Here is an 11,950-nt window from a genome sequence, read left to right as displayed (position 1 = left end):
GTTCGGAAGCCGATGTGCGTGACGCGCTGGCGGACCTGATCTCAGGCCTGCGCGGCAAGGTCGCGGTGGCCTGTTTCGCCTCGAACGTCGCGCGGATGGACAGCGTGATCCGCGCCGCCGAGTCGGCGGGGCGCCGGGTCTGCCTGGTGGGGCGCTCGATGCACCGGATGGCGGCGGCGGCGAAGTCCGTCGGCCTGTTCGTGGGCATCAAGGAATTCCTGACCGACCAGCAGGCCGGCGCGGCGGCCGACAACGAAGTGCTGTTCCTGTGTACCGGCAGCCAGGGCGAGGCGCGCGCCGCCTTGTCGCGGATCGCCGACGGGACCCATCAACATGTGAAGCTGGGCGCGGGCGATTCCTGCGTGTTCTCCTCGCGGGTGATCCCGGGCAACGAGATCCCGATCCGCAATCTGCAGAACCGCCTCGCCGACCGAGGCGTGCGCCTCTACACCGAGCGCGATCATCCGGGGATTCACGTCTCTGGGCACCCGTGCCGCGGCGAGCTTGAGCAGATGTACCGTTGGGCGCGGCCGCAGATCGCGGTGCCGACCCACGGTGAGCGCCGCCACCTGCTGGAACACGCCGCCTTCGCAAGGGACCTGCAGGTCCCGCAGACCGTCGCGCCGCGCAACGGCGACATGGTCCGGCTGGCCCCGGGCCGCGCGGAGATCATCGACGAGGTTCCGGCTGGCCGGATCTATGTCGACGCCGGGGTCCTGACACCTGAGAACGGCGACGCGCTGCGCGAGCGCCGCCACGCGGCCTTCAACGGCGTGCTGGCGGTGTCGGTCGTGCTCGACGGACGCGGCAAGATCGTCTCGGGGCCGTTGATCCGGGCGCTTGGCCTGCCGGCCGACGACGACTATCCGATGGACGAGGTGCTGGACGATCTGGCCGGCGAGGCCGAGCAGGCTTTCGGCCGTCTGAAGGGCGACCAGCGCGAGATCGACAGCGAGGTCGAGACCGCCCTGTCGCGCGCCGTCAAGAAGGCGAGCCAACGGGTCTGGGGCCGCCGTCCCGTGGTCGAGACGACGGTATTGCGGGTCTAGGGCAGGGCGCCGTTACGTGATCTCGCGCCGTGCGATGGAGAGGTCTATACCTGGGTCATGATTGGCAGACTGAACCATGTCGGGGTTGCGACCCCCTCCATCGCCGAGTCCGTGAAGCTGTATCGCGACGTGCTGGGCGCCACCTCCATCAGCGAAACCAAGGCGATGCCCGAGCAGGGCGTCTATGTCTGTTTCGTGGATCTGCCCAACAGCCAGATCGAGCTGATCGAGCCGCTGGGTGACGATTCGCCGCTCATCGGCTTCCTTGCGAAGAACCCGGCCGGCGGGCAACACCACGTCTGTTTCGAGGTGGCTGACATCATCGCCGCGCGCGATGACATGCGGGCTAAGGGCGCGAGCGTGCTAGGCACGGGCGAACCGAGGATCGGCGCGCACGGCACGCCAGTGATCTTCGTCCACCCGAAGAACATGGGCGGTGTCCTCGTCGAGTTGATGGAAACCCCTAAGGAAGCGCACTGATGACGGTTTTCACTGGGATCGCGATCTACTTCACCATTTGGTGGACCGTGCTGTTCTCGGTCCTGCCGCTGGGCGTCACTAGTCATGCCGAGGCTGGCATCGACCGGGGCGATGGCGGTGATCCGGGCGCGCCCGTCGATCCCAAGCTGAAGCGCAAGTTCATCACGACCACGATCGTCGCCAGCGTGCTGTGGGTGATCCTGGCCTTGGTGCTGCACTTTGAGCTGATCCACTTCCCGGACGTGCCGCGCAGCTGGCGCTAGGCGCTCGGGCGGGAGTTTTCGTAGAGCTTGAGGGCCGGCCGCTGGCGCGGGCGGCCTTCTTTTCGCTCCGCTTCATTGCAAAGCTCGCGAACCAACGGCTATCAGGACCGTTCAAGCAGCTCACCGGGGCTCTTCCTACCAAATGCGCTTTCCAAAACTTCTGAAGTCGCTCGCCGCCGGGGTGGTCCCCGCGTGAGTGTACAGGCGACTAATGGGGCGTCCGGACGGGCGCCTCCCTTCGGCCAATGGGAACGCTCGGTGGCCGCGCGCTACCTGCGCGCCAAGCGCAGCCAGGGCGGCGTGGCGCTGATCTCGGTGATTTCTTTCATCGGCATCATGCTGGCCGTGGCGGTTCTGATCATTGTGATGAGCGTGATGAACGGCTTCCGGGCCGAGCTGCTGTCGCGGATACTCGGCTTCAGCGGTCACCTCTATGTCGCCGGCGGCGTCCTGAACTCGCCCGACCGAGACCTAGTGGTGAAGAAGATCGCCGATCTCCCAGGCGTGATCCAGGTTACGCCCGTGATCGAGGCCCAGGCCATGGCCCTGGGCAACGGTCAGATCAGCGGCGCTATCGTGCGCGGCATCACACCAGCGGACCTGAAGGCCACCAAGATCGTTTCCGGCAATATCACCCGCGGGACCATGGCGGGCTTTGGCGAGGGCGAGTACGGCGGCGAGATGATCATGGTCGGGGACCGGCTGGCTCAGACCCTGGGCGTTGGTCCCGGCGACGAACTCAGCCTGGTTTCGCCGACCGGCGGGGCCACCGCGTTTGGCGCGACGCCGCTGCGCAAAACCTACACCATCGCCGGGACCTTCACGGTCGGGATGAGCGAATACGACCAAGCCTTCATTTACATGCCGCTGGAACAGGCCCAGCTCTTCTTCGGCCGTGACACCGGCGTCGACTATCTCGAGATCAAGCTGCTCGACCCAGACAAGGCGATCGCGATGAAGGCCGACGTGGCGCGGGTCGCCGGGCCCGGCGCGCTGCTGACCGACTGGACCGAGAAGAACTCGGCCTATTGGGGCGCGCTGAAGGTCGAGCGTAACGTGATGCGGCTGATCCTGATGATGCTGGTGGCGATCGCCGCCATGAACATCATCTCGGGCCTGGTCATGCTGGTGAAGAACAAGGGCCGAGACATCGCGATCTTGCGCACCATGGGGGCGGGGCAGGGCTCGATCCTGCGGATCTTCTTCATGGCGGGCGCGTCGGTCGGCGTGCTGGGCACCCTGGCCGGTCTGCTGATCGGCTCGCTGTTCTGCATCTTCATCGGTGAAATTCAGCAGTTCGTGGAGTTCGTGACCGGCGCGGAGGTCTTCAACTCCGACATCTATTTCCTCACCCGCATCCCCGCGAAGATCGACTGGCAGGAGGTCGGGGTGATCACCTTCTGGGCCCTGACCATGTCGTTCCTGGCGACCTTGCCGCCAGCTTGGCGCGCCTCGCGTCTCGATCCTGTGGAGGCGCTTCGCTATGAGTGATCCCGTCCTCACCATTCGAGGTCTGACCCGAACCTACAAGAGCGGCGACAAGACGCTCACCGTCCTCAACGGCGTCGACCTGGATGTGAAGCCGGGCGAGATCGTCGGGCTGATCGGACCCTCGGGCTCGGGCAAGTCCTCGCTGCTGCACGCCGCGGGGCTGTTGGAGCATCCGGACGCCGGCCAGATCGTCATCCAGGGGCGGGACTGCTCCGACCTTAGCGACCGCCAGCGAACGCGGGTGCGGCTCGCCACGATCGGCTTCGTCTATCAGGCCCACCATCTGCTGGCCGAGTTCACCGCCCTGGACAATGTCGCCCTGCCGCAGATGATCGCGGGCCGCTCGCGCAAGGCCGCGCGGGCGCGGGCCGATGAGTTGTTGTCGAGCCTTGGCCTGGCCGAACGGGTCGATCACCAACCGGCCCAGATGTCGGGCGGAGAACAACAGCGGGTCGCGATAGCCCGCGCGCTCGCCAACTCGCCCCGCCTGCTGCTGGCCGACGAGCCGACTGGCAACCTCGACCCCCACACGTCGGCGGCGGTGTTCGAAAGTCTCTACGAGCTGGCCCGCAGCCAGGGCGTGGCGGCGCTGGTCGCCACCCACAACCTGGAGCTTGCCCGGCACATGGACCGGGTCGTGGCCTTGAAGGACGGGCATCTGGAGCCGCAGACGCTTTAGGCGCCTAGCGCTCGCACGCCGCATTCGTCACTGCGCGCTTCTTTCCTCTCTGGGGTTGAGTGAGGGCCTGCCGAGGCTCGCCCATCCGTCCTCATAATTATCCACAAGACTGCTTGACGGATGAGAACAAAACAAGAATAAGAACGAACCAAGAACTTCCACAAGAGAGTGCTGATCATGGTTCGTCTAGCTCGGGAATCGCTGGCCTTTATGTCGGTCGCCGGCTTTGTGTGGATGATGTGTATGGTCGCTCAGCTGGCGGCCTAGCGACGGAGGTTTGGCGGTGAGCGATGCGGTGAACGACGGCTTCGTCCACCTGCGGGTCCGCTCCGCCTATTCGCTGCTGGAAGGCGCGATCAAGGCCGACAAGGTCAGCAGTTTGGCGGCGGCGGCAGGGATGCCGGCGGTGGCCTTGGTGGACCGAGCCAATCTGTTCGGCGCGCTGGAATTTTCCGTCTACAGCAAGGATGCAGGGGTCCAGCCGATCGTAGGCTGCGCCTTGCCGGTCACGGGAATCGGCGCCGGCCAGACCGAGCGTTGGGCCAAGATCCCGACCATTGTGCTGCTGGCCCAGAGCGAGCAGGGCTATCTCAATCTCAGCGTGCTCTCCTCGCACTGCTATCTCGAGGCCGACGGCAGCGAGGACGTGTCCGTCCCCTGGCAGAAGGTGGTCGAGCATAACGAGGGTCTGATCCTGCTCTCTGGCGGGGTCGATGGTCCCGTCGATCCGCTGCTGGCGGCGGGCAAGGTTCCAGAAGGCCAGGCGGCGCTCGCCGAGATGGCGCGCGTGTTCGGCGATCGCTTCTATATCGAGCTTCAGCGCCACGGCCTGCCGGCTCAGGCTGCGGCCGAGGGCGAACTGGTCGCCTTCGCCTATGATCACGACGTGCCGCTGGTCGCCACTAACGACATCTATTTCGCCAAGAAGGAAATGTACGCCGCCCACGAGGCGCTGCTGTGCATCGCCGACGGCGCCTTCATCATGCAGGACGAGCGCCGACGGGTGACGCCGGAGCATTGGTTCAAGCCGGCCGCCGACATGCGCGCGCTGTTCGCTGACCTGCCCGAGGCCTGCGACAACACCCTCGACATCGCTCGGCGCTGCGCCTTCATGGTCAAGAAGCGCGACCCTATCCTGCCGCGCTTCGACACCGACGGCGGACGTTCCGAAGCCGACGAACTGGCCTATCAGGCGCGCGAGGGCCTCAAGGCGCGTATCGCGCGAGGCCAAGCTAGCGCCTTCCCGCCCGAGGACTACGAGGCGCGGCTTGAGCGCGAGATCGGGGTCATCAGCAAGATGGGCTTCCCCGGCTACTTCCTGATCGTGTCGGACTTCATCAAGTGGGCGAAGGATCACGACATTCCGGTCGGTCCCGGCCGGGGTTCAGGGGCTGGTTCGCTGGTCGCTTATTCGCTGACCATCACCGATCTCGACCCCTTGCGCTATGGCCTGCTGTTCGAGCGGTTCCTGAACCCCGAACGGGTCTCGATGCCCGACTTCGATATCGACTTCTGCCAGGAGCGGCGGGAAGAGGTGATCTCGTACGTTCAGCAGCACTACGGCCGCGACCGGGTGGCGCAGATCATCACCTTCGGTACGTTGCAGGCCCGCGCCGTGCTGCGCGACGTCGGACGGGTGCTGCAACTGCCGCTCGGCCTGGTCGATCGCCTGGCCAAGATGGTGCCAGCCAACCCGGCCAATCCGGTGACCCTGGCCAAGGCCATCGAGATCGAGCCGCGTCTGAAACAGGCCAAGAAAGACGACGAGGCGGTTTCGCAACTGCTCGACGTCGCCTTGCAGTTGGAAGGCCTTTATCGGAACGCCTCGACCCACGCCGCCGGCGTGGTGATCAGCGACCGGCCGCTGACCGAACTGACGCCGCTCTATCGCGATCCGCGCTCGGAGCTGCCGGCGACCCAGTTCAACATGAAGTGGGTCGAAAGCGCCGGGCTGGTGAAGTTCGACTTCCTGGGGTTGAAGACCCTGACGGTCATCGACCGCGCGCTGAAGTTCATCAAGCGGCGCGGCGAGGTCGTGGACTTCGCGGTTCTGCCGCTCGATGACGCACCGGCCTATGAAGTGATGTCCAGCGGCGGGACTGTCGGGGTGTTCCAGCTTGAAGGGCAGGGGATGCGCGACACCCTGCGCCAGCTGCGTCCCGGATCCATCGAAGACGTCACCGCGGTCGTCTCGCTCTATCGGCCAGGCCCGATGGACAACATCCCGGCCTTTATTGACTGCAAGTTCGGCCGTCGCGAGATCGACTATCTGCACCCGAGCCTGGAGCCGGTGCTGAAGGAGACCTACGGGATCATCGTCTACCAGGAACAGGTGATGCAGATCGCCCAGATCCTGGCGGGCTACTCGCTCGGCGAAGCCGACCTTCTGCGTCGCGCGATGGGCAAGAAGAAGAAAGAGGAGATGGACCTACAGCGGGCCCGTTTCGTCTCCGGCGCCTCCGAGAAGGGCGTGCCCGCCGAACAGGCCGGTTCGATCTTCGACCTCGTCGACAAGTTCGCGGGCTATGGCTTCAACAAGAGCCATGCGGCCGCCTACGCCTATGTGTCGTACCAAACGGCTTGGCTGAAGGCGAACGCTCCGGTGGAGTTCTTCGCGGCCTCGATGAGCCTCGATCTCTCCAACACCGACAAGCTGGCGGTCTTCTACCAGGACGCCAAGCGCTTCAAGGTGAAGATTCGCAGCCCAGACGTGAACCGATCCAGCGCCGACTTCGATGTGGAGAACGGCGAGGTGCTCTATGCCCTGGGCGGCATCCGCAACGTCGGCCTACAGGCCATGGAGCACGTGGTCGAGGTCCGTAATGAGGGTGGACCGTTCAAGGACATCTTCGATTTCGTCGAGAGGGTGGACCCGAAGCAAGTCAACAAACGCGCTTTCGAGACCCTGGCGCGAGCCGGGGCGTTTGACACCATCCATCCCAATCGCGCGCAAGTCTTCGCCGCCGCCGACTTCCTGGTCTCCTACGGGCAGTCGGTCGCCGCGCAGCGAAACTCCGACCAGCAGGACTTCTTCGCGGCCGGTGATTTCCAGGTCGAGGCGCAGCGGAAGAAGATGCCCAAGTGCGACCCCTGGACCCCGGTCCAGCGGCTGGACGAGGAGCTGGCGGCGGTCGGGTTCTATCTGTCGGGCCACCCACTGGACGATATGGTTGAAGCGCTTCGCCGTCGCCGGACCGACCTGCTGGCCGAGGTGATCCCGAAGGCCGAGGCGGGGGCCGAGGCCTTCCGTATGGCCGGCGTGGTGCGCCGTAAGCAGGAGCGGGCGTCGCAGTCGAGCGGCGAGAAGTTTGCGTTCGTCACCCTGTCGGATCCCACCGGGGAGTACGAAGTCCTGTTCCCCCCGGAGTCGCTGCGCAAGTGCCGCGACATGCTCGAGCCGGGGATGGCGGTCTCGTTGAAGGTCCGCGCCAAGGCGCGTGACGGCGAGGTGCGGTTCTTCGGCGATGACTGCGAGCCGGTCGACAAGGCGATTGAGAACGCGGTGGCGGCCCTGAAGGTCCACCTCGTTCCGCGCAGCACCGAGATCGAGGCGATCAAGAAGCGACTCGGCGTCGCCAATCCGCGCGGCGGAGAGATTATCCTGGTGGCCGCCATCGAGGGCGGACGCGAGGTGGAGATGAAGCTGCCGGGCCGGTTCACGCTCGACGGCGCGGTGCGCGGCGCGTTGAAGACCTCGCCCGGAGTTTCCTTCGTCGAGGATCTCTAGGACGATGCTGGGGCACTTGTCCTTCGGCGTGCGGGATCTGCGCCGCGCCGGGGTGTTCTATGACGCCGTGCTGTCGTCGCTTGGCTGGGTCAGGCTGTGGGACAGTCCAGACGGTCTGGGCTTCGGACCGCCCGGCGGGGGCGAGAAGCTCAACCTGTTTCCCCATCCCGGGGCGCATGCGCCCGGCCCGGGATTTCACCTGGCTTTCGACGCGCCAGATCGCGACGCGGTCGACGCGTTCCATACGGCGGCGATTGATCACGGTGGGACCGATCGCGGCGCGCCGGGGCCGCGGCCGGACTATGGCGACGCCTATTACGCCGCCTTCGTCACCGATCCCGACGGCTACCGGCTCGAAGCCGTCCACCAATAGGGCGCGCTAGTTGCCGTAGGGGCTGATGTAGCCCGGCGGTTTGGGCGCGCTCGGATAGCCATTGACCCCGCCACGGCCCGAATAGACCGACTTAGGTTGGTAAGGCCGGAATCGATCTGGGCCAACTGTGGGGGGCGGACGCGGCGCCGAATAGGCCGGGGGCGGCGTATAGCGCACGGGCGGAGGCGAAGTGTAGCTCGGCGCCGGGCGCATGTTGCCGCCCGGCTGGCCGAACGTCCCTGGCGATGGCTTAAGGAGCCCGCCGGCCATGACCGTAAGCCCTATGCCGAGCACTATGATAGGTGTCATTTTGGCTCCCCAACCACCTGAGAGTGAACTATAGGCCCAAGCTCTGCAAGTCGTGGGCCGGGTTTGATCAGGGCAAGGCTTGCATTTCGCGCCGCCAACGCCTATTTGCCCGCCTCATTCCACACGTAGGCGTTTGGCGACGCGCGGGGAGAAATCCCGCTCGTATCCATTCCGGTCCTCCATCAGGAGGGTTTGCCTGCGGAGGTTAACCGGAAAAAGGACTATTAAGCCTATGGCGCTTCCCGAATTCTCCATGCGTCAGCTCCTGGAAGCTGGCGCTCACTTTGGTCACCAGACGCACCGCTGGAACCCGAAGATGGACCGCTACATCTTCGGCTCGCGGTCGAACATCCACATCATTGACCTGTCGCAGTCGATCCCGCTGCTGCACCAAGCCCTCGTCAAGGTGCGCGAAGTCGCCGCCGGCGGCGGTCGCGTGCTGTTCGTGGGCACCAAGCGCCAGGCTTCCGAGCCGGTCGCCATCGCCGCCAAGCGCAGCGCCCAATATTATGTGAACCACCGTTGGCTGGGCGGCACGCTCACCAACTGGCGCACCGTGTCGGGCTCGATCCAACGTCTGCGCGAGCTGGAAGGCTTGCTCGAAGGCGAAGGTCAAGGCCGTTCCAAGAAGGAACTGCTGCAGATGACGCGCGAGCGCGACAAGCTCGAGCTGAGCCTCGGCGGCATCAAGGACATGGGCGGTATTCCGGACCTGATGTTCGTGATCGACACCAACAAGGAGTCGATTGCGATCCAAGAGGCCCGCAAGCTGAACATCCCGGTGATCGCGATCCTCGACACCAACTGCAACCCGGACGGCATCACCTATCCGATCCCGGGCAACGATGACGCCGCGCGCGCCATTCAGCTCTATTGCGACCTGATGGCCGACTCGGTCCTCGATGGTCTCGCCGCCGGCCAATCGGCCTCGGGCGTGGATCTGGGCGCTTCGGTTGCGCCGATCGAGCCGACCCTGGCGCGAGAGCTCACGCCGGAGCCCCAAGCTGCCGAAGCCGCCTCGGAGGCTCCGGCCGCCGAAGCTCCGGCCGCCGACCAAGCCTAAGCCTGAGACGCTTCGGCGTCGTATGGGTTGACGTTAAGCGATCATGGCCGGGCCCCATCTGGGGTCCGGTCAAACCATTCCGACTAGAAGGAGCTGACTATGGCGGAAATCACCGCTGCACAGGTCAAGGACCTGCGCGAGAAGTCCGGCGCCGGCATGATGGACTGCAAGAAGGCCTTGCAGGAAAACAACGGCGATCTGGAAGCATCCGTCGATTGGCTGCGCACCAAGGGCCTGTCCAAGGCCGCCAAGAAGTCTGACCGCGCGGCCGCTGAAGGCCTCGTGGCCGGCAAGCTGAGCGACGACGGCAAGACCGGCGTGCTGGTCGAGCTGAACGCCGAAACCGACTTCGTGTCGAAGAACGAGACCTTCCAGAACGCCGCGCGCGATTTCGCGCTTGTCGGGCTGGAAATCGAAGGCGTCGACGCCATCACCGCGGCCAAGACGGCCAAGGGCGAAGTCGTCAGCGACGTGATCACCAACCTGATCGCGACCATCGGCGAGAACATGCGTCTGCGTCGCTCGGCTCGCCTGTCGGTGAGCGAAGGCGCCGTCTCCCTTTACCTGCACAACGCGCAGGGCGAAGGCGTCGGCCGTCTGGGCGTGCTGGTGGCTCTTGAAGGCGCTGGCGACCAGGCGATCCTGAAGGAAGTCGGCCGCAAGATCGCTCTGCACGTGGCCGGCACCCCGACCCCGCCGCTGGCGCTGAACGAGGGCGACCTCGACCCGGCCGCCGTCGAGAAGGAAAAGAAGTTCCTGACCGACCAAGCGCTTGAATCGGGCAAGCCGATCGGCGTCGTCGAGAAGATGATCGAAGGCCGGATCCGCAAGTGGCAGGAAGAAGTGGTGCTGCTGAAGCAACCCTTCGTCATGAACCCGGATCAGACCATCGAGCAACTGATCGCCGAAACCGCCAAGGAAACCGGCTCGCCGGTGACCGTGAAGGCGTTCGTGCGCTTCGCCCTGGGTGAAGGCGTGGAAAAGAAGGTCGACGATTTCGCCGCCGAAGTGGCGTCGATGACCGGCCAGGGCTGATTTAGCCCAAATTGAGTGCCCCAAGGGCGCCGTGTGTTACGCACACGGCGCCCTTGGTTTATGTAGTACAGCCCAGATTCTCGACGGATGCCGCCGATGCCCGACACTCAGCCCCGCTACAAGAAGATCCTCTTGAAGATGTCGGGCGAGGTCCTGATGGGCGACGCGCTGTTCGGCATCGACACCAAAACCATCGAAGCCGTCGCCGAGGACATCAAGGAAGTCATCGAGTACGGCATCGAGCTCTGCCTGGTGATCGGCGGCGGGAACATCTTCCGCGGCGTCTCGCTGGCCGGGAAGGGCATGGACCGAGCCAACGCCGACTATATGGGCATGCTGGCCACGGTGATGAACGCGCTGGCCCTGCAGGGCGCGCTGGAGAAGGTGGGCGTCTATACCCGGGTGCAGTCGGCGATCCCCATGGAGGCGGTGTGCGAGCCTTACATCCGCCGCCGGGCGCTGCGTCACCTCGAAAAGGGCCGGGTGGTGATCTTCGCCGCCGGCCTGGGCGCGCCGTTCTTCACCACGGACACGCCCGCCGCGTTGCGCACCGCTGAAATGGGCTGCGACGCGCTCTTCAAGGGCACCAGCGTGGACGGGGTCTATACAGCCGATCCGAAGAAGGATCCGAGCGCTCAACGCTACGAATCGCTAAGCTATCAGGAAGTGCTGGCCAAGGACCTGCGGGTCATGGACGCTTCGGCCATCGCTCTGATGCGTGACAACAAGACCCCGATCGTCGTGTTTTCGATCCGCGAACGGGGTAATTTCCTCAAGGTACTGAAGGGGCAGGGCGTCTTCACTACAATCGCCTAACCCCTGACTCAGACACACTAGAAATACGGGAGAAGCTCCTATGGCTGCTGCGGAAAAGCCGGTCCTGGCTCGATACAAGGACCGCATGGAAAAGGCCTTCAGCGCCCTCAAGGACGAGTTCGCGAGCCTGCGCACCGGCCGCGCTACGGCTGGCTTGCTCGACCAGGTCATGGTTGACGCCTACGGCTCGTCGGTGCCGATCAACACCGTCGCCTCAGTGAGCGTGCCGGAGCCGCGCTCGATCAGCGTCAGCATCTGGGATCGCGCGATGGTGACCCCGATCGAAAAGGCGATTCGGAACGCCGGCCTTGGCCTGAACCCGGTCGTGGACGGCCAGAGCCTGCGCGTGCCGGTTCCGCCGCTGACCGAGGAGCGCCGCAGGGACTTGGCGAAGATCGCGGCGAAGTATGCCGAGCAGCAGAAAATCGCGATCCGCAACGTTCGACGTGACGCGAACGACGACCTGAAGAAGGCCGAGAAGGACAGCACGATCACTCAGGACGAACAGCGGCGGATGGAAACCGAGGTTCAGAAGTTTACCGATGAGTTGATCAAGCGCGTCGACGAAGCCTTGAAAACCAAAGAACAAGAGATCATGCAGGTTTGATCCGGCCTTGGACGGGGTGGGTCCCGGCTGGACGAGGGGAGTGGCGATGACGCCGAAG

General features: G+C 64.9%; 13 protein-coding genes. 12 read left to right on the top strand and 1 reads right to left on the bottom strand.

The window, feature by feature from the left end:
• The 8 genes from Q7T84_RS08025 to Q7T84_RS07995 form a co-directional block, all read left to right on the top strand.
• The coding region (locus Q7T84_RS08025) for a ribonuclease J (protein WP_304807541.1) at positions 1–1,049 on the top strand (1,049 nt) is incomplete at its 5' end.
• A gap of 57 nt (positions 1,050–1,106) precedes the next feature.
• Entirely contained in the window at positions 1,107–1,529 is a 423-nt protein-coding gene (gene mce, locus Q7T84_RS08020) for a methylmalonyl-CoA epimerase (protein ID WP_304807539.1), read from the top strand.
• Positions 1,529–1,792: a DUF1467 family protein gene (locus Q7T84_RS08015; protein ID WP_304807537.1), complete on the top strand. Its 264-nt coding sequence runs from the start codon at positions 1,529–1,531 to the stop codon at positions 1,790–1,792. The genes mce and Q7T84_RS08015 overlap by 1 nt, the downstream gene beginning before the upstream one ends.
• A gap of 258 nt (positions 1,793–2,050) precedes the next feature.
• The gene (locus Q7T84_RS08010; RefSeq protein WP_304807535.1) at positions 2,051–3,283 is read left to right on the top strand and encodes a lipoprotein-releasing ABC transporter permease subunit; all 1,233 of its coding nucleotides are present in this window, start codon (positions 2,051–2,053) and stop codon (positions 3,281–3,283) included.
• Positions 3,276–3,962, top strand: a complete 687-nt coding sequence (locus Q7T84_RS08005; protein ID WP_304807533.1) for an ABC transporter ATP-binding protein — start codon at positions 3,276–3,278, stop codon at positions 3,960–3,962. The genes Q7T84_RS08010 and Q7T84_RS08005 overlap by 8 nt, the downstream gene beginning before the upstream one ends.
• A 177-nt stretch (positions 3,963–4,139) precedes the next feature.
• Positions 4,140–4,229 (top strand): cell division inhibitor SidA, encoded by a 90-nt coding sequence (gene sidA / locus Q7T84_RS21120; RefSeq protein ID WP_370653630.1) that lies wholly within the window; start codon positions 4,140–4,142, stop codon positions 4,227–4,229.
• 16 nt (positions 4,230–4,245) lie between these two features.
• Complete coding sequence (gene dnaE, locus Q7T84_RS08000) at positions 4,246–7,689, top strand: DNA polymerase III subunit alpha (protein WP_304807531.1); 3,444 nt, start codon at positions 4,246–4,248, stop codon at positions 7,687–7,689.
• A gap of 4 nt (positions 7,690–7,693) precedes the next feature.
• Positions 7,694–8,062, top strand: a complete 369-nt coding sequence (locus Q7T84_RS07995) for a VOC family protein (RefSeq protein ID WP_304807529.1) — start codon at positions 7,694–7,696, stop codon at positions 8,060–8,062.
• 6 nt (positions 8,063–8,068) lie between these two features.
• Here the strand turns inward: Q7T84_RS07995 and Q7T84_RS07990 are convergent, their stop codons facing one another.
• Positions 8,069–8,371: a hypothetical protein gene (locus Q7T84_RS07990; RefSeq protein WP_304807527.1), complete on the bottom strand. Its 303-nt coding sequence runs from the start codon at positions 8,369–8,371 to the stop codon at positions 8,069–8,071.
• A gap of 232 nt (positions 8,372–8,603) precedes the next feature.
• Between Q7T84_RS07990 and rpsB the strand changes: the two genes are divergently transcribed.
• The 4 genes from rpsB to frr all read left to right on the top strand — a co-directional run bounded on the left by rpsB (position 8,604) and on the right by frr (position 11,892).
• Positions 8,604–9,434 carry a 30S ribosomal protein S2 gene (gene rpsB / locus Q7T84_RS07985; RefSeq protein ID WP_304807525.1) on the top strand — a complete coding sequence of 277 codons (831 nt, stop codon included), beginning with the start codon at positions 8,604–8,606 and terminating at the stop codon, positions 9,432–9,434.
• 99 nt (positions 9,435–9,533) lie between these two features.
• Positions 9,534–10,469, top strand: coding sequence for a translation elongation factor Ts (tsf, locus tag Q7T84_RS07980; RefSeq protein WP_304807523.1), 936 nt, complete (start codon positions 9,534–9,536; stop codon positions 10,467–10,469).
• A 96-nt stretch (positions 10,470–10,565) separates the two neighbouring features.
• Complete coding sequence (pyrH, locus tag Q7T84_RS07975) at positions 10,566–11,285, top strand: UMP kinase (protein ID WP_304807521.1); 720 nt, start codon at positions 10,566–10,568, stop codon at positions 11,283–11,285.
• 40 nt (positions 11,286–11,325) lie between these two features.
• Positions 11,326–11,892 carry a ribosome recycling factor gene (gene frr, locus Q7T84_RS07970; protein ID WP_304807518.1) on the top strand — a complete coding sequence of 189 codons (567 nt, stop codon included), beginning with the start codon at positions 11,326–11,328 and terminating at the stop codon, positions 11,890–11,892.
• The last annotated feature ends 58 nt before the right edge of the window (positions 11,893–11,950 follow it).

The organism is Phenylobacterium sp., from assembly GCF_030654915.1.
Classification (GTDB): domain Bacteria; phylum Pseudomonadota; class Alphaproteobacteria; order Caulobacterales; family Caulobacteraceae; genus Phenylobacterium.
Note: the sequence above shows the minus strand (reverse complement) of the source record. Positions and strands in the feature narration are given on the sequence as shown.